This window comes from Motilimonas cestriensis (assembly GCF_021295315.1).
Classification (GTDB): Bacteria; Pseudomonadota; Gammaproteobacteria; order Enterobacterales; family CBDFNC01; genus Motilimonas; species Motilimonas cestriensis.
The window spans coordinates 56,453-76,987 of sequence record NZ_JAIMJA010000012.1 but is presented as its reverse complement, the minus strand read 5'-3'; the positions used below and the strand labels follow the sequence as shown (position 1 = coordinate 76,987).

Here is a 20,535-nt window from a genome sequence, read left to right as displayed (position 1 = left end):
AACTTACATCGGGTAATAGTCAGATTACTAAAGAAAACTTTAAAATATTTAGTTTAACTGTGAATGGGTAGCGAAAAGTGCGATTAGCATTGCATTTACAGATGAAAAGAGCAGCCATTTTTTGGCTGCTCTTTGTCGGTTAATCTTTATAAACCTTAGGGTTAAAGAAATCCCTTAACCAGTCACCGAGTAAGTTTATCACTAAGATCAAACTAACTAAGACGATACCCGGGAATACCGTTATCCACCATGAGCCTGAGAAAATATACTCAAAGCCGATGCTGATCAACGAGCCTAAAGACGGCTGCGTCACTGGCATGCCTAAACCGAGGAACGATAATGCCGCTTCACTCATAATGGCGTTGGCAATTTGCACCGTTGAGATAACCAAAATGGGCGATAAACAGTTCGGCAGAATATGGCGAAACATGATTCGCGGTGCTTTAAGTCCCATGATCAAAGACGCTTCAACGTATTCTTTTTTCTTTTCTGCGAGCACCGAAGCGCGAATTGTACGGGCATATTGCGGCCATTCGGCAATACCGATAATTAATACCAGCATTAAAATGGCATATTGACTGTACATTTCCGAGCCCATGGCGCCTTGGAATATCGCCGACACGATAATCGCGACCATCATGGTGGAAAAAGACAGTTGCACATCGGCAATACGCATTAACAGGCTATCAATTTTACCGCCAAAATAGCCCGCGCAAAGACCAATAACGATGCCTAAGAAGAGTTGTAACCCAACCGCTAAAATACCGATGGTAAGAGAAACGCGCATGCCATACATAATGGTGCTGAGTATGTCGCGACCTTGGTTATCAGTACCGAGGAAAAATCGCTCATCGCCTTCATCGCTGAACAATACGGGCGGTAGCTCTGAATCCATGATGTCAATGCTTTCAAGAGCATAAGGATCATGAGGAGCGATCCAAGGTGAAGCTAATGCCACAATCACACAGGTTAAAAACACGGCGAAGCTGAGCATCGCGACTTTATCGCGTAAAAAGTAATACACAAAATCAGATTGTTTGATTTTTTGCCAGCGGCTTAGGCTAGCGGTGACAGCTGTTGTCATAATTTACCCCTTAGCCGTTAAGTTAACCGTTGGATTGATTAAGCCGTAAAGCAAATCAACAATGGTATTGGTGATAACAAAAATAAGCCCGACCACAATCACGTAAGCGGTGATTACTGGGGTATCGGTGCGTTGAATCGAGTCTAAAAACAAGAACCCTGTGCCCGGCCATTGGAATACTTTTTCCGTTAAGATGGTATAGGCCACCATGGTACCAATTTGCACACCGCCCACGGTGAGTAGCGGTAATAGGGTATTTTTTAGTGCATGCACATACCAAACACGGCGCTGCGGCAAGCCTTTAGCGTAGGCAAATTTGACGTATTCTGAGCTTAATTGCTCAATCATTTCACTGCGCACTAAGCGAATAAACAATGGCAGCATGATAGAAGCCAAAGCAAAGGCCGGTAAAATAAGATGGGATAAACCGTCTAAGGTAAAAAAGCCAGACTCCCAACCGAGCCAATTAGCGGTATCACCACGACCATAAGCGGGTAGCCAGCCGAGCTCAATGGAAAATACATACATCAGTAAAATCGCGGTCAAAAACACAGGGATGGAAATACCGATACTGGAAACGGCCATGATCAACTTACTAAACCATTTTTTCGGATTAATCGCACAATATATGCCAAGGGGAATGGAGAAGCAGATAATGATCAAGGTAGCGGCAAACACCAGCTCTAACGTAGCTACCAGCCGGTCGAGTATCACCTCTAGGGCAGGGCGGTTAAAGGTATAGGAGGTACCAAAATCGCCTTGTACTGCGTTAATCAAAAAACGCTTGTATTGCACCACAAAGGGGTCGTTCAAGCCCATTTCGGTGCGCATAGCTTGACGCTCAGCTTCTGAAACTGATTGTCCGGTCAGCTCTCGTAGTGGATCGCCTAGGTTATCTTTGACGGCAAAGGCCACTAAACTGATGACGAGCATCACTATGGTCGCTTGCACTAACCTTTTCAGTAAAAAGGTAAACATATTACTTCCTAACAACTCAAAGAAGGAAAAGAGAAAAGAGGAGGCAACGCCCCCTCTTGAGTTTTAATGTCTGGTGCGAGTAAAAAATATACTCAGCGCACAGCTGGCTTATTCTGCGACCACAAGGTCACCTAAGTAAGGAAACTCCATCACGTTAATCACAGGTTTCATATCGAGCTTTTTGTTCGCGCCCCATGATAGGTTTTGCCAGTGTAACGGCACAAAGGCTGCTTCGTTATACAAGGTGGTTTCAACTTGCTTAAGCATCGCTGCACGCTTTTCTGTGTCGGTTTCTACGTTGGCGTCATTCACCAGTTTGTCGACAGCTGGGTTTGAGTAGTAACCACAGTTGTATTGACCCATGCCGGTTTTTTCATCGCGGGTCATGGTTAAAAACTCGGTGAAGTTAGCGCTGTCTTCGGTATCTGCGTGCCAGCCTATCATTAGCATGTCAGCGGCACATTTATCAAACTCTGGCCAATATTGCGCTTTTGGCATGGTTTTTAAGTCAACCTTAATACCGATTTTTGCTAGCATGGACGCTGCTGCTTGAGCAATTTTGGCATCGTTGATGTAACGGTCACTTGGCGCGATCATCGAAAGTTTAAAGCCTTTCTCATAGCCTGCTTCTTTCATTAGCGCTTTAGCGCGTTTTAAGTCGTAGCGCACTTCAAGCTCAGGTACATGGCCTAAGTAGCCAGCGGGACTTTGCTGTGACGCAACAGTAGCAAAGTCTTTCATGATTTTTTTCGCTATGCCTTTATTATTAATGGCATGGACGATAGCCTGGCGTACCCGCACGTCTTGCAACGCGGGGTTACTTTTTTGGTTCATCTGGAAAGTGATGATACGGGTACCAGGTAGGGTAACCAGCTCAAGATTTTTAGCGTCTTTGACGCGCTGATGATCGTTCGGCGCCACGGGTGAAATCATGTCGACATCACCTGATAATAGGGCTGCTACGCGAGTAGCATCTTCTTTAATCGCCACTAATGTTAGCTTGTCTACGTTACCTGGCGATTGTTTATCCCAATAGCCGTCAAAGCGCTCAAATTCCCACTTGATGCCTTGCTCTCGGCTTTTTACCACAAATGGTCCGGTGCCAGATAAATGACCAGAGGCGAAAGTGTTACCAAATTTAATTACCGCGGCTTTGTCTTTGTTGTTTTCGTCAACGCCGGTATAAAATTCTGAATCCATGGCAAAAATATAAGTCGCCATCGGAAGTAGTAGTGGGTAAGGCTTAGTCGTGACTAAGTCGATGGTGTAGTCATCGACAATTTTCGCTGAACCAAATACTTCAAATAGACCTTTGTAGTCGGTGCTGCTTTTAAGGCGGTCTAAGGTCCATGCAATGTCTTTGGCGGTGAAGTCGTTACCAGAGTGAAATTTAACGCCTTTGCGCAGATGGAAGCGCATGGTTAATGGGTCAATACGCTCCCATTTTTCAGCTAAGCGAGATTCAAATTGCAGATCTTGAGTCCAGCGCACCAGTGGGTCAAAACTCATGTGCGAGAACTGCATCATGCCCCCAGATAGCTGCTCATGAATATCCATTGAGATAGGGTCTGATGCGTAAGCAATGGTGATGTCTGCAGCTTGTGCATTTAAAGCGAAACCGGCCGCAAGTAGGGCCCCTGCGATTTTTGTCAATCCGTATTTCATTTATACGCTCCAATGTTGTTGTTTTGCATTTAAATTTAGGTTTATTGCTGTTGCTATCGCTATATTGCGACTTGTTTATGTGTTACTTAATTTTTACTTAGGATGATGCAATTTGTAAGTGTGCTTTACTCAAGTTCTCAAATGAAGGCATTAAAGAAATCAAGCTCTTACTGTATTCATCCTGTGGCGAAGTAAAGATTTGTTCACTTTCACCTACTTCAACTAAGCTGCCATGTCGCATCACACCCACGCGATCGCACATTTGTCTGATCACGGGCAAGTCATGACTAATAAACAGCATAGTGAGATTTAATTCATCTTGTAGGTCTTTCAATAAATTTAATATTTGCGCCTGCACTGATACATCTAATGCTGACGTTGGCTCATCACAAATTAAGAACCGTGGCCTTGTTGCTAGGGCACGCGCAATAGAAATACGCTGGCGCTGACCACCGGAAAATTCATGGGGGTATTTAATGCCTGCTTTGCGACCCAGCCCGACGTGATCGAGTAAATCGGCCACAATTTGGTCCACTTGTTGATTATTTTCGGCCAGTTTGTGAAAGCGAATCGGCTCAGCAATAATGTCAGCCACCTTCATTCTTGGGTTCATGGAGGTGTATGGGTTTTGAAACACCATTTGCATTTGACGGCGAATTGGTCGGCGCGCTTGCTCATTTTTAAGTGCGGTAAGATCGATGCCCTCAAAGGTGATTTTGCCACTTTGCGGCGCATATAAACCGGCTATGGCACGCGCGATAGTTGATTTACCACTGCCACTTTCACCGACTAAGCCGAATGTCTCGCCCTCAACTATTTCAAATGACACATTATTGGAGGCCTGCACGTATTCACGGCGACTGGCAAAAATGGAGTCTTTAGTCGTAAAACGCAAGTTGACGTTTTCCACTTTAAGCAATGGCCCTTGATACGCTTTTTGGTCTTGAGATTGACCCAGCCAGTGATTGGCAATATCCAGTTGGTGTAACTCTTCTGCTGCTTCAATGTAATTAACCATTGGAAAGCGCACCAGTTTAATGTCACTGCGCGGCACCGCAGAAATCAGGCTTTTAGTGTATTCATGTTCCGGCGCACCTAATACCTGGCTGGTGGTGCCCATTTCGACTAGCTCGCCGCGGTACATCACGGCCACTTTATCCGTCACACTCGATACTACGCCCATATCATGTGTGACTAGCATGCAGCCGACTTGACGCTCTTTACACAGGGTTTTAATCAATTGCAGGATTTGATCTTGAATCGAAACATCCAGCGCGGTGGTTGGCTCATCGGCAATGATTAATTGTGGATTACAAATCAAGGCAATGGCGATCACCACACGTTGGCGCATGCCGCCAGAAAACTGATGAGGGTATTGTTTAATGCGCAGCTCAGGCTTAGGTATACCAACGGCATTAAGCATGTCAATCGAGCGTTGATATGCTTCTTCATAGGTTACTTTTTCATTAGCTAACACCGTTTCGACCATTTGTTGTTCAATGGTGAACAGGGTATTGAGTGAGGTCATCGGATCTTGGAAAATAAAACCAATTTTTGAGCCACGCACCGTGCGCATTTGCTCGCGAGTGAGACCGGAAATTTTTTCACCATTTAACAATACCTCGCCGTTGGCTATGACACCCGGTGGGCTTAGTAGGTCGATAACGGCGTTGCCGATGGTTGATTTGCCCGCGCCAGACTCGCCAACAATGCCGACAATTTCTCCCGCTTCAACTGATAAAGAAAGGTCTTTGACCGCCACCATCACGCCATGGCGTGAGGGATATTCAATTTGAAGGTGCTGCACTTCAAGTAGTGACATATGCTTACTCTGACTCAATCCTAAGTCCTTTGTTTTTAATTTAGGCTATAACTATAGTGAATTAATTTAGCTTTATGGTGGGCTAAATTAGATCTTAGTGAATAATATGTAAAGCTGTTTGATCACATATTCGCGACATAAAAATCTAATATTTATGTGTAAAAAAGCGGTATTTTTGAATTATTTTCATTTAAACAACATTTATATTCACATTGGTACGTAACTCCATGCAAATTATTATGCTGGGTTTAAGGATAAAAATTCTTATTTTGTGATTTTTGGTAGTAGTTAAACCTATTCTTTATTTGTCATCTAGCTGTAGATCTGTTTTTGATGTCATTATCTGAATCATCTCGCTTATTTGGTTTTTTCGACTAATTACATTACTTGTAGCGTTCAAGTTAAAAAATGTCTAATTAGCGAGCGGCTTTAAATTATTCATCTTATTTACCAAATATGCATGGCATGAAAGAGAAAATGGATTTATTGTGCCCAAATGATGATTGCCGAGCTTGGAAGCTAACATTGAATAAACACCAAAACTTTATCGATTTATTGCGCGTTTTGATCCGCCAACCAAGTGTAGTTGGGGCTGAACATTCATTTTTTCGGGTGCTCCAGCGTGAGCTGGAAGAGCGTGGTGCTAAAGTGACTTGGTACGAAGGATTACTGGTTGCCCAAGGCAACCAGCCAGAAAGTGCTATGTTTTCAGCGCATATTGACCGTCATGGCTTAATTTGTACCGGCCCAAATGAATTTCAATATGCGGCATTTGTTACCGGTCACCGCTCTGACTTACTGGGTAACTCGGTATCTGAAAAGTTAATGACCAAGATAGTAGATCGGTTTCGCAACGTACCGCTAACGGCCTATGAGCCTTGGTCTGGTTCATATCGCGGTGCTGGCATGATCAAAAATGCTTACATTTGTGAGTTTCGTAATAACCTTATTTTTGAAGTAGAAGGGTTAGAGCACTTAGTGGCGGGCACACCAGTGGCGTTTACCGATAGCTTAAAAATGCAAGACGGCTTACTCACGGGTCAGCTAGATAATGTGATGACGGCTGCGGCATTAGTACATTTATTCGGTTTAGGTTTCCAAGGTACGGCCTTTTTCACCGCTGAAGAAGAATCAGGCAGCAGTTGGCGCTATTTATTAGAATGGTTTCGCCGCTTTAATGGCGCAACGGATAAGCTTATTGTGGTGGACACCAGTCCGTTTCCTGATCGCGCTAGCTTAGAAGCGCAGCAAGTGGTGTTGCGTCGTCGCGATGCTAATGCGAGCTTTAATGAAGCGTTAACGGATAAATTAGAGCAGATCTGTCTCAGTAATGGCATATCTTATGCGTACAAAGATGCTTATATTGAAGCGCAAAACAACATTGCTTTGGCTGAAGGAAGGGAGCCTGCATCATTAGGCAGTACCGAGTTAGGCCGGATCACGGCGGCATCAAACGGCTTCGTTCAAGGCACTACTTTACAAGTCCCAACAATGGGCTATCACACCATGGAAGAGTCGGCATTATTAGGCTCAAGTGACGCATTTTTATCTCTTTTATTAGAATTATCAGGGATCACAACCGAGGGTCAAAACGTTATATGAAGGTACCTGCGCAAATTTTGTCTTTAGTAGAAGACGGCATTGTTGACGAGGTGATAAGCCAATTGATGAGTGGCAAAGAAGCCGCCGTTTACGTAGTGCGTTGCGGTGATGAAATTCGCTGCGCTAAGGTTTACAAAGAGGCAGCGAAACGGAGTTTTAAGCAAGCGGTGCAATACCGTGAAGGGCGTAAAGTGCGTAATAGCCGTCGTGCTCGCGCGATGGAGAAAGGCTCGAATTTTGGTCGTAATGAACAAGAAAAAATTTGGCAAAATGCCGAAGTCGATGCCTTATACGCGTTAGAGCGGGCAGGCGTGCGTGTACCGCAGCCTTACGGTTGTTTTGATGGTGTGCTTATTATGGAGCTAGTGACAGAAGAAGATGGCACTGTGGCTTCAAGGCTTAATGATGTCAGTATGTCAGCTGAGCAGGCGATTGAAGACCACCAAGTGATGATTAACTACATTCAACGAATGCTGTGTATTGGCATAGTGCACGGCGACTTGTCGGAGTTTAACGTGTTGGTGGATGACTACGGTCCGGTGATCATTGATTTACCCCAAGCCGTGAATGCTGCTGCTAATAACAATGCGAAATGGATGTTTGAGCGTGATGTTAATAATATGCGCGCTTATTACGGCCAGTATGCTCCTGAGCTGTTGACTACTCAATACGCTAAAGAAATGTGGGCGTTGTATGAAGTGGGCGATTTATCACCCGATACGGAGTTAACGGGCTACTTTAAAGAGTCAGCTCAAGCCGCTAATGTCGACTCGGTGTTAGACGAAATTTTTGCTGCGCAATTAGAAGCCGAAACCAAGCAATTGCGCCAACAAGAAACCTTAGAAGATTAATTTATCCCTAAACCGCCACCGTTCACGGTGGCGAGTAGCCTAGACTAAATACAAATATCCAGCATTAAACCAATCTAATAAAGGTTGATGATGCTGACCTTGTAAAATTCGTAATACGCTCATTTGATTGCAACCCCCTTGACACAAAATCTGGTAATCCTTTAATGCTGCGCTGTCTACTTGATATTGCTGACCGTTCACAAATACAGTGTTGGTTAGTTCGGTTAAATAGATAAACTTTAACCCAGCAACCTTCTCGGCATATTCACCGGCTGCCAATGCGTCAATTAAGCTGGCTTGATCCCATTGCTCTTGTTCCGCCAGCGGTAAGATGTCCAATTCATGATTGGAGCTGGAAAAGTGCTGGCCAAAAAAAGGCAAGATGACATCGGGTTGATTAACTAAATCACTTAATAGCGCCGTGAGCTTATTAGTTTCATGGGCGTTTATTTCCCCATAATTTTGCTCTGCCCTTAGCTCTGGATCACTGTAACGGGTGTAACTGCGATCTTGCTGCAATAAGTGGTCGGTAAAATCGTTGAGTAGCTCTTTTTGGTCCGGGGCGCGAAAACCCACGGAGTAATTAAGTGAGCTTTCAACTGCGTACCCTTCATGTGGGCAGCCAGGCGGAATATAGAGAATATCACCCGGCTCCATCACCACGTCGATGCAGGCTTGAAACGGACCGCAATGTTTAAGGGCTTGGTCTGAGGTAAACTCTTCGAGATCTTGTTTTTCACCGACGCGCCAATGGCGCTTACCTTGGCCTTGAATAATGAAAACGCAGTATTGGTCGATATGAGGGCCTACGCCACCTTCTGGGGTTGAGTAGCTGATCATTAGGTCGTCAAATCGCCAATTTGGGATAAACTGGAATAAATCAACTAAATCGCCACAGGGGGCATGCCAATGGTTAACAGCCTGATTCAGTAAGGTTGAGCCATTGCTCTCCAATGGACTAAAGTCGGTAAAAGGGCCACACTGGGCTTGCCACTTATCATCACGGCGCATCACCATGCGTGATTGCACTTCCTCTTCCATGGCTAAACCAGCCATTTCTTCGGGGCTGATAAGATCACTAAAATTGGCAATGCCTTGTTTGATAAACAACGGCTTGCGTTGCCAATAGGTAGATAAGAAGTGATTAATATCCAGCTGTAATTGCATGGTCATACGGGTAAGCTCTTTAGATGGTAGAGACAAAAAAGCCGCGCCTAGGAGACTAGTTGCGGCTAATTAATAGTGCGATTAAGTCGCTTATAGATCGTCTGTTAATTTCACCGCAATACCGATGTAATTAGCAGGCGTTAATAGCTTAAGTTCAGCTTTTACTGACTCTGGAAGTTCCAAAGTGTCAATAAACTCAGCGATGCCTTGTGCGTTGACACGCTTACCACGAGTGAGCTCTTTTAGCTTTTCGTATGGCTTTTCGATGCCGTAACGGCGCATCACGGTTTGAATTGGCTCGGCCAATACTTCCCAGTTACCATTTAGATCGTCAGCCATGTTTTGCTCGTTGGCTTCAAGCTTACTGATACCTTTCAAGCTTGCTTCGTACGCAATCACAGAGTAACCAATCGCCACGCCTAAGTTACGCAATACCGTTGAATCGGTTAGGTCACGTTGCCAACGAGAAACAGGAAGTTTCGCCGCAAGGTGATCAAAAATAGCATTGGCTAAGCCTAAGTTACCTTCCGAGTTTTCAAAGTCGATAGGGTTAACTTTATGGGGCATGGTTGATGAACCAATTTCACCGGCAATGGTTTTTTGCTTAAAGTGACCTAGGCAAATGTAGCCCCAAATGTCGCGGTCAAAATCAAGCAAGATGGTGTTGAAACGCGCGATAGCATCGAAGAATTCGGCGATGTAATCGTGTGGCTCAATTTGTGTGGTGTAAGGGTTGAAAGTTAGCCCTAGGCCAGTAACAAACTCTTCGGCAAATTGTTCCCAGTTTACTTCAGGGTAAGCGCTAAGGTGGGCGTTGTAGTTACCTACCGCGCCGTTGGTTTTACCTAAAAATTCAACCGCTTTGATTTGCTTAACTTGACGCTCTAAACGCGCGACTACGTTAGCCATTTCTTTACCTAAGGTAGTAGGTGAAGCAGGCTGACCGTGAGTACGAGATAGCATAGGCGTATCACGGTATGCTTTTGCTAGGCCGCGGATAGCTGCAACGATTTTATCGCAGTAAGGCAATACCACTTCATTACGCGCTTCCGTTAGCATTAAGCCGTGAGAGGTGTTGTTAATGTCTTCTGAAGTACAAGCAAAGTGGATGAACTCAGACACCGCATCAAGCTCAGCATGTTGCGCAACTTTTTCTTTTAAGAAGTACTCAACCGCTTTGACGTCGTGGTTGGTGGTGGCTTCAATGGTTTTAACACGTTGTGCGTCTTCTTCTGAGAAGTTAGCAACAATGGCGTCTAATACCGCATTGGCATCAGCGCTAAATGCCGGTACTTCGGCTACGCCTGTGGTAGCGGCTAATTTTTGTAACCAGCGAACTTCTACCTGCACTCGGTATTTAATCAGTCCAAATTCACTAAAAATCGAACGTAACAGTGCAGTTTTACTGCCGTAACGGCCATCGACCGGAGACACAGCCGTTAGTGCTGAAAGTTCCATTGCTTACTCCTGTTTGCATGCGTCAGCTGAGCTGACTTGATTATGACAGCCAGCTCAGCTGACTGAGTTGTATTGGTTGTTAAATTCGCGCCAAATTGATTTTGGCTTGCTCGATCATTTTTTTACGCGAAAAAATAATGTGCCGACGTTTACCACCGACTTGTCGCCACAGTACGCTGGCACGAATTCCCGATAGCAATAAGGCGCGGATGGTTTGTTGCACCCGAGTTTGCTTTAACTGGTCAGGATTGCCTTGCACTTGAATGCGTGGTCCTAGCGGGCTGATCACATCGCTGTAGATATCGGCGAGGTTACCTAATATTTGTTCGTCAACCAGCTCAAAGTGGGCAGTTTGGCGCTTCACCTGAGTGATCCGTTCGGCTAGCACATTCATGGCATCATTGCGTTTGGCTAGTTTTTTCTCCAGCGCAAGTAACCCGATCACGTAGCGGGTGATGGCAATATTTTTAGGATCTGTTTGGTTTTCTAGCTGCTCGACCAATACGTTAAAGCCCCGCTTTAGGCTAGCTAGCTCACCATATACCGACAGTGTTGAATCTGGATTCGTCACTAACAATGCATTTAAAGTGTGGCTTAATTGCTCTTGGTTGCAGTTACCTGTTCGGGCTACTTCCTCGACCAAAGAGGCGGCTTGCCAAATGCCAGCAAAGGCAATGGTGCGGTCGTATAGTTCTTTACTCATTTGCAGTCGGTTTCTCACGGTATTGGTGATCGATGACGGCGCCGCCAAGGCAGACTTCGTCCAAATAGAATACGGCAGATTGCCCCGGTGTGACGGCTTTCTCTGGTTCGTCAAATATCACCGACAAGCTGTCAGGCCCGGTTTGCGTCACCACACAGGGCACATCATGTTGACGGTAACGTGTCTTCACTGTGCAACGCAGTGGTGCGGCAAGTGGAGTGCGGTTAACCCAATGTACTTGAGTGGCGTCAAAACCGTAGGAAAATAGCGCAGGGTGGTCAGCGCCTTGGCCGACGACTAATACATTGCGCACCAGATCTTTTTCAACGACGTACCAAGGTTCACCATTGCCGTCTTGTAAACCGCCAATGTGTAGGCCTTTACGTTGACCGAGGGTGTGATACATCAAGCCTTGATGTTGACCGATTACGTCGCCTTCGGTGGTTTCAATGTTGCCCGGCTGTGCAGGTAAATATTGCTGTAAAAAGTCGGTGAATTTACGTTCGCCGATGAAGCAGATGCCGGTGCTGTCTTTTTTGTTATGAGTGACTAAACCTTGTTCTTCGGCAATCTTGCGTACTTGCGGTTTTTCAATATTACCAACAGGGAATAAAGTTTTGCCGACTTGCTCTGCACTTAAGGTGTAGAGAAAATAGCTTTGATCTTTGTTGTCGTCTAGGCCTCGCAGCATTTGCCATTGGCCATCAACACAACGGTTTTGTACATAGTGACCCATGGCGATGTAGTCTGCGCCGAGCTCTTCACTGGTAAATTCAAGGAAGGCTTTAAACTTTATTTCTTTATTACATAGAATATCGGGATTGGGCGTACGACCCGCTTTGTATTCTTCAAGAAAATGTTCAAAAACATTATCCCAATACTCTGCGGCAAAGTTGATGGTGTGCAAAGGGATGCCCAGTTTGTCACAAACGGCTTGGGCATCTTTTAAATCTTCGGCTGCAGCGCAGTATTCTTCGTTGTCATCTTCTTCCCAGTTTTTCATAAACAAGCCTTCAACTTGATAGCCTTGTTGAAGCAATAAATACGCAGATACGGAAGAATCGACACCGCCGGACATACCAACGATTACTTTAGTTTGACTATTGTCTGTCATATTAATTTATTCTCTGGGGAAAAACGGGCGTGATTCTAGCAGAATTTAGCGGCCTAAAACAGCTTTGTGAGTTAGACCACAGTTATTTCTTTAATGGCGATTTTTTGCCGTCAACAGCGTTATTTCACTTACCATTTTAAATAGCCTTAAACGGTGGCAAGAGGATAGTGTTTGACCAACGACAAGTCGGCTTGTTGGCCGGCGGCAAAATCTTCAATCACTTCTAACACTAAGGCACTACGCAATTTAGTTTGTTCAGCTTCAAGCTCGGCAAGAGTAAGCCAATGGCAGTTAATAATGTCAGCATCTTGCGGTTTACATGCTGGCGGCGCTTGTTCGAATTCATAATAAAAACAAAAGCGTAAATACGTGATGTTGTTGATTGGACTGGTAAATAAATAGCTGCCTACTAACCCTTGCGGAGTAATAGATAAACCTGTTTCTTCCCATACTTCACGTGATACCGCGGCAACAAGTGATTCGTCAGACTCTAAATGGCCAGCGGGCTGATTCAATACCGTTCGGCCGTTATCCAGCTCTTCAACAACTAAGTATTTTTGCTTGTATTTGATGATACAAGCTACGGTAACATGGGGGCTAAACATGGTCTGAAACCTCTTTATATTGTCCAGAATTAATGCCGTCTAGGGTCCAATTGCCTATACGGTAGCGGACTAAACGTAATGTTGGGTGGCCGATATGTGCCGTCATGCGCCTAACTTGACGATTACGTCCTTCACTAATACTTATGGCTAGCCAAGTAGTAGGGATGTTTTTACGCTCTCGTATAGGCGGATTCCGTGGCCAAAGTTCTGGCGAAGCCATCACTTCGACTTGTGCCGGCAAGGTCATGCCGTCTTTGAGTTCAACGCCGTTTCTTAATTGTTCCAGTTGCTTGTCGCTTGGTTCACCTTCCACTTGTACCCAGTATGTCTTACTGGTATTGGCTTTTGGTGAGGTGATTTTTGCTTGCAGCTTACCGTTATTGGTTAGCACTAATAGGCCTTCACTGTCACGATCTAGGCGCCCTGCAGCATAAACTTCTGGAATATCAATAAAGTTTTTTAATGTAGCGCGGTTAGTATCGTCAGTGAACTGACTGAGCACGTCAAATGGCTTATTAAATAAAATGACGCGCGTTTGGCTTGGCTCTGGAGCCGGCTTATTAAAAGGTTTAGATTTACGTAATGCCGTTCTTCGTCTGGTAATACTGGTTGCCGACTTATTCGTTGGGCGTTTCTGGCTCTGTCGCGTTGGCTGTGTTCCCATAGCGGATCAATCAGTGTGTCGTTAAGTTGATGGCGCAATGATAGCAAAGAAATAGAGAGATAAAAGAGATAAAACGGCTATTTATTGCTGAATGATATTGTTCAAAATGAAGCAGGTGTTTTTTTGAGCCAAAGTGCGTAAAATACAAAAAAGCAGGAGGCCCTGCTTTTTTGTCTAGAAGCCTTATTTTTGCTCTAAGGGGCAAATTTCGGTGGCGTGTGAGCCTTTTGGACCTGCGTGCGTTTCAAACTGCACTTGTTGTCCGGCTTTCAGTGTGCGATAGCCTTCCATTTGTATGGTTGAATAATGTGCAAATATGTCTTCACCGCCTTCTTCAGCACAAATAAAGCCAAAACCTTTTGCATTGTTGAACCATTTAACCGTACCGGTTGCCATACATCTGCATCCTTATTGTTGATTGAAATAAACCCTAAAAAATCATGTCTGTTACGCTTTAAGATATCAACGTATAATGATAAATATCATCAATATATCAATTTAGTAAAAATCCAGACATAGTCAAGGTGTTATTGCAAATGAATCGGTCTGTTTGTGATGTTCATCGTGACAAAAACTATTTCGCATTCGTCCACCAGAGATACTAGTATTTTACTATGAGCAAAATTCACGAACCTAATCACGATAATCAGTTACTCGATGAAGTTAAAACCAAAATCCAACCACCGTCGTTGTATAAGGTAATATTAAATAATGACGATTACACACCGATGGATTTTGTGATAGAAGTGTTACAACGTTTTTTTAACGCGGACATGGATAAGGCCACACAGATCATGTTAAGCGTTCATCACCATGGAAAAGGTATTTGTGGCATATTTACTGCAGAGATTGCAGAAACCAAAGTAGTTCAAGTCAACACCTATGCACGAGACAATGAACATCCTTTATTGTGCACCATGGAAAAGGATTGATTAAGAGTTCGTCTTTTCGTCGTAGTATTTTTGGGAGTGTCATATGTTAAATAAAGAGCTAGAGCATACACTTAACGACGCATTTAAAAGAGCTAGGTTAAATCGTCATGAGTTTATGACGGTCGAGCATTTATTACTTGCCTTGTTAGACAATCCGTCTGCCAGTGATGCATTTAAGGCATGCAATGCTGATATTGACGCATTACGTAAAGAAATCACTGAATTCATCGAGCAAACAACGCCACTTATTCCAGTTGATGATATTGATCGTGAAACTCAGCCAACATTAGGTTTTCAGCGGGTGTTGCAACGCGCGGTGTTTCATGTTCAATCTTCGGGTAATACCGAAGTGTCAGGCGCGAATGTGCTGGTGGCTATTTTTAGTGAGCAAGAATCACAAGCAGTTTACTTTTTGAAAAAATCCGACATGTCACGCTTAGACGTGGTGAATTACTTGTCTCATGGTATTCGTAAAAACGATGACAATGAACATAATTCAGGTCCAGACTCGCCAATGATGGATGAGGCGGGGGAGGAAGGTAGCGTTAAACTTGAAAATTATGCCGCTAATTTAAATCAGCTGGTTCTTGAGGGGCGAATTGACCCGTTAATAGGCCGTGATGAGGAGCTAAATCGTAGTATTCAAGTGCTGTGTCGCCGTCGTAAAAATAATCCGCTGTTAGTGGGCGAGGCAGGGGTAGGTAAAACTGCGATTGCTGAAGGTTTAGCTTACCGTATTGTGCACGGCGAAGTGCCTGATGTAATTGCTGATAGCACTATCTATTCATTAGATATGGGCTCGTTGTTGGCGGGCACTAAATACCGTGGCGATTTTGAGAAGCGTTTTAAAAACTTACTTAAACAAATTGAGAAAAAAGACAACGCCATTTTGTTCATTGATGAAATTCACACCATTATTGGTGCTGGGGCAGCGTCAGGCGGACAAATGGATGCGGCGAACCTAATTAAGCCGTTATTAAGTAATGGTCTATTGCGTTGTATTGGTTCAACCACTTATCAAGAATATAATCAGATTTTTGAGAAAGATCGCGCCTTGGCACGTCGATTCCAAAAAATTGATATTGTGGAGCCGTCTGTTGACGATACAACACGTATATTAATGGGGCTTAAGCCTCGCTATGAGCAACATCATGATGTGCGTTACACCGCTAAGGCATTACGCGCAGCGGCTGAATTAAGTGCGAAATACATCAACGAGCGTCACTTACCTGATAAAGCGATTGATGTTATTGATGAAGCGGGGGCAAGTGTACGCTTATTGCCGATCAGCAGACGACGTAAAACCATTAATGTGGGCGATATTGAGGCCATCGTATCAAAAATGGCCCGCATTCCGAAAAAATCGGTTTCGGCTTCTGACAAAGATATTTTGAAAAACCTATCACGCAATTTAAAAATGGTGGTGTTTGGTCAGGATAATGCCATTGAAGCGCTGACTGATGCGATCCGTTTGAGCCGCTCTGGCTTAGGTAATGAAGTGAAGCCGGTGGGCTCATTTTTGTTTGCAGGCCCAACAGGGGTTGGTAAAACAGAAGTGACGCAACAAATTGCGAAAGTAATGGGTGTTGAGCTTATTCGCTTTGATATGTCAGAGTATATGGAGCGTCACGCGGTTTCTCGCTTAATTGGTGCGCCTCCAGGCTACGTTGGCTATGACCAAGGGGGGATGTTAACCGATGCCGTCATCAAGCACCCACACAGCGTGGTATTACTTGATGAAATAGAAAAGGCGCATTCAGATGTGTTTAATCTACTGTTGCAAGTGATGGACCATGGGACATTAACCGATAATAATGGTCGTAAAGCTGATTTTCGCAATATCATTTTAGTGATGACCACTAATGCGGGCGTGCAAGAGACGGTGCGAAATAGCATTGGCTTTAAAGCGCAAGATCAAAGCTATGACGCGTTAGACGAGATCAATCGTACTTTCTCACCAGAGTTTAGAAACCGCTTAGACAACATTATTTGGTTTAATCATCTTGATATCAATGTGATTTACCAAGTTGTCGATAAGTTTATTGTTGAACTGCAAGCGCAGCTTGATAAGAAAGGTGTATCTATGGTGGTCGATCAAGATGCACGCGAGTGGCTTGCGACTAAAGGTTACGACAAATCTATGGGCGCTCGTCCAATGGCGAGAGTGATTCAAGAGCATTTGAAAAAGCCTTTAGCCAATGAAATTTTATTTGGTGGATTAGTTGGCGGAGGAGATGTGCGTGTGTCTCTTAAAGATGATGAACTTAAGTTTAATTATTCAGAGGTGGGAGAGCCCGTCGCTTAGCGCTGGGTACTAAAGTTGACACCAAAAAAAACCAGCGAAAGCTGGTTTTTTTATGGCGAAGATTATCTTGCGCGGAACACGATACGTCCTTTGGATAAGTCGTAAGGTGTCAAAGCAACAGTCACCTTATCTCCAGTGAGAATGCGGATATAGTTTTTACGCATTTTACCGGATATGTGTGCTGTCACAACATGACCATTTTCTAGTTCTACACGGAACATGGTATTTGGTAGTGTGTCTAACACAGTTCCCTGCATTTCAATATTGTCTTCTTTCGCCATCGAGTCCTCGGTTTGCAATTTAAGCTATTTTTTGACCGCCGAATAATGCCAGATTTGCATGAAAGGGTAAAGAAATCGCTCAATTTAATTCGTGAATTTATGCCAATCACCGCGGATCAAGCGCTCATAAGGCGAAAATCGGGTCTTATAATTCATTTTTTCGCAGTCATCGACTTGGTATCCAAGGTATAACCAAGGTAATTTGAGCGTTGCGGCATAGTGTAACTGCTGCAAAATGGCGTAGGTGCCAAGAGACAAATGTTCAAAATCGGGGTCATAAAAGGTGTACATCGCACTTAAGCTCGATGCGCCGACATCGGTTACTGCCACAGCAATAAGTTGCTCTTGGTCATAAAACTCTAAGTAATGTGGTGACAGCCAAGGTGCAAGGACAAATTGTTCGTATTGGAGGAGGTTGGCCGGATACATACTTCCGTCTTGATGGCGGGCATTAATGTACTTTTGATAGAGTTCGAAATATTCGGGCTTATTCTGATGACTGATGGTGACGACTAATCCTTGGTTTTTATTCGCTACGCGTTTTTGGCTTTTTGTTAGTTTAATGTGGTCAACAGGCAAGCGAATTGATTGACATTGTTGGCAATGAAGGCAGTGGGGGCGATAAATATCTTTCCCACTGCGACGAAAGCCTAAACTCAGGAGTCGCTCATAATCATGAGGGTTGAACATACCTGGGTCCATCATGACCAATAGCTGTTCTTTTTTTTCCGGTAAGTAGCTACAAGGGTGCTCAGGCGTGAGGCCGACTTTTAAGATGATTTCAGATGGATCGTTTGTTTTGTCCAACATTGCGTTCCTATTGGTTCTTTTGTCAGCTGTTGTGCTTGAATGAGAAAATCAGCTCGCGTTTGTGACTTGACCCCGAGTGAAGTGAGATGTGGATTGGGAATTTGTGCATCAATTAAGTTACCACCATGTTGCTTGAAATGCTGACATAATGCGATAAAGGCTATTTTGGATGCGTTAGTTGCGCGGTGAAACATGGATTCACCGCAAAATAAACGCCCGATGCTGACGCCGTAGATACCGCCCACTAGCTGCGCTTGTTGCCAAACCTCAATTGAGTGAGCGTGACCCAGTTGATGCAGTTGGGTATAAGCCTGTTGCATATCAGGCGTGATCCAAGTGCCATCGTCTTTGCGTTCATCGGCGCAGGCCTTTATTACTTCAGTAAAGCTAACATTGACGGTTATTTCAAATTTATCTTGACGAATCAAGCGCGCCATTGAGCGGCTTATGTGCACTTGACTCGGTTTTATCGTTGCCCGCTCACTAGGGCTCCACCACATTATGGGTTGATCATCGCTGTACCAAGGAAAAATACCTTTGCGATAAGCTGCTAACAGCCGAGCAGGACTTAGATCACCGCCTACCGCCAGTAAACCATCGGGCTCTGTTAATGCTAAACTTGGATCAGGAAATAAACTCGCTTGCTGGCTTAATTGCGTTATAAAATGATTCATGAACATTCAGCTAAATAAGAAGGTAATTATGGCGCATCATAAATGCTATTCGTCGATGCGACTCGTTTTGATTAGCGTTGCTTTACTCAGCTCGAGCTTTATTTCACTTAACGCTCACGGGGCCGATCTTTACCAGCGTAATGTCGCCCGGCCTGTGAATCAAGTTGTATTTGCTTCGGTAGACTCCGTAAGAAATATAACTAAACAACAAGTGATCCAATCGACTCGTAATGGCTGGCATACCTTATCGGGGGCACTGATCGGTGGCTTAATTGGCTATCAGTTTGGTGGCGGAACAGGGCAAGTTGTTGCCACCACAGCTGGCGCTGTGTTGGGGGCGGGGATGGCCGATTACCGTTCACAAACGCCTGTTATCATGGAATATCAGCTGGTTGAACTGCTGCTGAAAACAGAGCAAGGCGAACTGATTAATGTCATTCAAGACAATGATTCTAATATGCGATTTAAACGAGGAGACGCCGTTCGTCTATTGTATTTCGATGAAGGCGTCAGAGTCGATATTGCTTACTAAAACACGATAAACTAAAAATTAGCATCGGTGTCGTTGTAAACGCGATTGCGGCCATCGTTTTTTGCTTCATAAAGTAATCGGTCAGCACGATTAAGCTGGCTGTCGAGAGTGTCATCAATAAAGTTGGTGACACCAAAACTGGCGGTTATCCAAATATCTTGGTCATTGGCTAAGATTGGACTCAGTGCTAGCTTCTCGCGAAATTTATTAAGCCGAGCGCTGGCTAGTTCGTTGTCGGTATCGGTCATCAAAATACAGAATTCCTCACCGCCCAGGCGGGCAACCAAAGACTTTGGAAAGCAAATTGTGAGCATATTGGCAACATGCTTTAATACAATATCACCCACTTCATGGCTGTAGGTATCGTTCACTTCTTTGAAATGATCAATATCCATGCTGACTACCGCCAAACTATATTGGCCCTGTTTTGCGTTAGCATGAATTTGGGCGCCTTGATTGAATAGGTAGCGACGGTTATACAATTTTGTCATAAAGTCACGGTTGGCTGCATTTTGGGTTTCTGCAACGAGCTCAATATGATCAAGGGTTTGATTCACTCGGCAATATAACTCTTCATGAATAAAAGGTTTACTAAGAAAATCATTGGCGCCATGTTTGATGAAGCGTGCCGACAAAGAAGGGTTATCGGTTGATGACACTCCAATAATGGCTAACTGATTTTTATCAAAGCGTTTACGTAAGGTTTGAACCAGCTGAAAACCGTCCATATTCGGCATGTTGTAATCAGTTAAAAGAATTTTTATATCTGGCTCTTGCTCTAGTACTGAAAGTGCTTCGACGCCGTCACAGGCAGTATAAATCTGGAATAAGTGTTGTTTTAACAGATCCACCATATAACTGCGAGCTACCTTTGAGTCCTCGACGACGAGCAGTTTTATAAACTGATTCTTATGTAAACGCTGTAACAAGCTAATCGCATAATTAAAAGAATAGGTACTGTCTTTAATGACGTAATCAACCACACCCATATTGAGTAACTTAGTGCGCATGGTCTCGTTGTAATCGCCAGTTAAAACAATAGAGGGGAGTTGATGAGCCAGAGTATAGGCAACGGCTTCGCCAGCGGCGGCATCGGGGAGGTTTAAGTCAACCATGGCTGCAAAGTAGGCGTTGCTGCCATTTTTTTTAATCAGATCTCTGCATTGAGCCATGCTCTCTGCGGAGTCGGTAGGGATGTTTAAGGTTTTTTGGATCACTTGCAGTAAGATATTTCTAACGGTACTGCTATCTTCAATGACCAGTATTTTTTTCATCCCTACCTCATTTT

Annotated in this window: 20 protein-coding genes; 5 read left to right on the top strand and 15 right to left on the bottom strand. The window is 44.2% G+C overall.

The annotated features are described in order from the left end of the window. Nucleotides 1-139: 139 nt before the first annotated feature. The 4 genes from K6Y31_RS12825 to K6Y31_RS12810 all read right to left on the bottom strand — a co-directional run bounded on the left by K6Y31_RS12825 (nucleotide 140) and on the right by K6Y31_RS12810 (nucleotide 5,567). Entirely contained in the window at nucleotides 140-1,084 is a 945-nt protein-coding gene (locus K6Y31_RS12825) for an ABC transporter permease (RefSeq protein ID WP_233053335.1), read from the bottom strand. Between the two features lie 3 nt (nucleotides 1,085-1,087). Then, nucleotides 1,088-2,062 (bottom strand): ABC transporter permease, encoded by a 975-nt coding sequence (locus K6Y31_RS12820; protein ID WP_233053333.1) that lies wholly within the window; start codon nucleotides 2,060-2,062, stop codon nucleotides 1,088-1,090. A 108-nt stretch (nucleotides 2,063-2,170) separates the two neighbouring features. After that, a complete protein-coding gene (locus tag K6Y31_RS12815) occupies nucleotides 2,171-3,727 on the bottom strand; it encodes an ABC transporter substrate-binding protein (RefSeq protein WP_233053331.1) in 1,557 nt (518 codons plus the stop codon). Nucleotides 3,728-3,824: 97 nt separating this feature from the next. Beyond that, nucleotides 3,825-5,567, bottom strand: a complete 1,743-nt coding sequence (locus K6Y31_RS12810) for an ABC transporter ATP-binding protein (protein ID WP_233053319.1) — start codon at nucleotides 5,565-5,567, stop codon at nucleotides 3,825-3,827. Between the two features lie 507 nt (nucleotides 5,568-6,074). On the opposite strand from K6Y31_RS12810, the gene K6Y31_RS12805 reads away from it, so the two are divergent. Continuing rightward, complete coding sequence (locus tag K6Y31_RS12805; protein WP_233053310.1) at nucleotides 6,075-7,151, top strand: peptidase M42; 1,077 nt, start codon at nucleotides 6,075-6,077, stop codon at nucleotides 7,149-7,151. Beyond that, nucleotides 7,148-8,002 (top strand): PA4780 family RIO1-like protein kinase, encoded by an 855-nt coding sequence (locus K6Y31_RS12800; protein ID WP_233053303.1) that lies wholly within the window; start codon nucleotides 7,148-7,150, stop codon nucleotides 8,000-8,002. Before K6Y31_RS12805 ends, K6Y31_RS12800 begins: the two co-directional genes overlap by 4 nt. 39 nt (nucleotides 8,003-8,041) lie before the next feature. On the opposite strand, the gene K6Y31_RS12795 is transcribed toward K6Y31_RS12800, so the two are convergent. The 7 genes from K6Y31_RS12795 to cspD all read right to left on the bottom strand — a co-directional run bounded on the left by K6Y31_RS12795 (nucleotide 8,042) and on the right by cspD (nucleotide 14,109). Next, entirely contained in the window at nucleotides 8,042-9,205 is a 1,164-nt protein-coding gene (locus K6Y31_RS12795; RefSeq protein WP_233053301.1) for a cupin domain-containing protein, read from the bottom strand. A 54-nt stretch (nucleotides 9,206-9,259) separates the two neighbouring features. Beyond that, entirely contained in the window at nucleotides 9,260-10,627 is a 1,368-nt protein-coding gene (gene purB, locus K6Y31_RS12790; RefSeq protein WP_233053299.1) for an adenylosuccinate lyase, read from the bottom strand. A 79-nt stretch (nucleotides 10,628-10,706) separates the two neighbouring features. Next, complete coding sequence (gene hflD, locus K6Y31_RS12785) at nucleotides 10,707-11,330, bottom strand: high frequency lysogenization protein HflD (RefSeq protein ID WP_233053297.1); 624 nt, start codon at nucleotides 11,328-11,330, stop codon at nucleotides 10,707-10,709. Then, the gene (mnmA, locus tag K6Y31_RS12780; protein ID WP_233053291.1) at nucleotides 11,323-12,444 is read right to left on the bottom strand and encodes a tRNA 2-thiouridine(34) synthase MnmA; all 1,122 of its coding nucleotides are present in this window, start codon (nucleotides 12,442-12,444) and stop codon (nucleotides 11,323-11,325) included. The genes hflD and mnmA overlap by 8 nt, the downstream gene beginning before the upstream one ends. A 146-nt stretch (nucleotides 12,445-12,590) precedes the next feature. Further along, nucleotides 12,591-13,049 (bottom strand): NUDIX hydrolase, encoded by a 459-nt coding sequence (locus tag K6Y31_RS12775; RefSeq protein WP_233053284.1) that lies wholly within the window; start codon nucleotides 13,047-13,049, stop codon nucleotides 12,591-12,593. Next, entirely contained in the window at nucleotides 13,042-13,713 is a 672-nt protein-coding gene (locus K6Y31_RS12770; RefSeq protein WP_233053281.1) for a pseudouridine synthase, read from the bottom strand. Before K6Y31_RS12770 ends, K6Y31_RS12775 begins: the two co-directional genes overlap by 8 nt. 183 nt (nucleotides 13,714-13,896) lie before the next feature. Further along, on the bottom strand, nucleotides 13,897-14,109 hold the full coding sequence (gene cspD / locus K6Y31_RS12765; RefSeq protein ID WP_232800557.1) for a cold shock domain-containing protein CspD: 213 nt from the start codon (nucleotides 14,107-14,109) through the stop codon (nucleotides 13,897-13,899). Between the two features lie 218 nt (nucleotides 14,110-14,327). Here cspD and clpS point away from each other — a divergent pair, with 218 nt between their 5' ends. Continuing rightward, nucleotides 14,328-14,645 (top strand): ATP-dependent Clp protease adapter ClpS, encoded by a 318-nt coding sequence (clpS, locus tag K6Y31_RS12760; protein ID WP_233053279.1) that lies wholly within the window; start codon nucleotides 14,328-14,330, stop codon nucleotides 14,643-14,645. Nucleotides 14,646-14,688: 43 nt separating this feature from the next. After that, nucleotides 14,689-16,950, top strand: coding sequence for an ATP-dependent Clp protease ATP-binding subunit ClpA (gene clpA / locus K6Y31_RS12755; protein WP_233053277.1), 2,262 nt, complete (start codon nucleotides 14,689-14,691; stop codon nucleotides 16,948-16,950). Nucleotides 16,951-17,012: 62 nt separating this feature from the next. On the opposite strand, the gene infA is transcribed toward clpA, so the two are convergent. From infA to aat, 3 genes are all read right to left on the bottom strand, one after another. Further along, complete coding sequence (gene infA / locus K6Y31_RS12750) at nucleotides 17,013-17,231, bottom strand: translation initiation factor IF-1 (RefSeq protein WP_119910160.1); 219 nt, start codon at nucleotides 17,229-17,231, stop codon at nucleotides 17,013-17,015. A gap of 84 nt (nucleotides 17,232-17,315) precedes the next feature. Beyond that, a complete protein-coding gene (locus tag K6Y31_RS12745) occupies nucleotides 17,316-18,041 on the bottom strand; it encodes an arginyltransferase (protein WP_233053275.1) in 726 nt (241 codons plus the stop codon). Then, nucleotides 18,002-18,715: a leucyl/phenylalanyl-tRNA--protein transferase gene (gene aat, locus K6Y31_RS12740; RefSeq protein ID WP_233053268.1), complete on the bottom strand. Its 714-nt coding sequence runs from the start codon at nucleotides 18,713-18,715 to the stop codon at nucleotides 18,002-18,004. Before aat ends, K6Y31_RS12745 begins: the two co-directional genes overlap by 40 nt. A gap of 28 nt (nucleotides 18,716-18,743) precedes the next feature. On the opposite strand from aat, the gene K6Y31_RS12735 reads away from it, so the two are divergent. Next, nucleotides 18,744-19,247: an outer membrane lipoprotein gene (locus tag K6Y31_RS12735; protein WP_233053260.1), complete on the top strand. Its 504-nt coding sequence runs from the start codon at nucleotides 18,744-18,746 to the stop codon at nucleotides 19,245-19,247. Between the two features lie 11 nt (nucleotides 19,248-19,258). On the opposite strand, the gene K6Y31_RS12730 is transcribed toward K6Y31_RS12735, so the two are convergent. Beyond that, nucleotides 19,259-20,521, bottom strand: a complete 1,263-nt coding sequence (locus tag K6Y31_RS12730; RefSeq protein ID WP_233053258.1) for a diguanylate cyclase — start codon at nucleotides 20,519-20,521, stop codon at nucleotides 19,259-19,261. Between the last annotated feature and the right edge of the window lie 14 nt (nucleotides 20,522-20,535).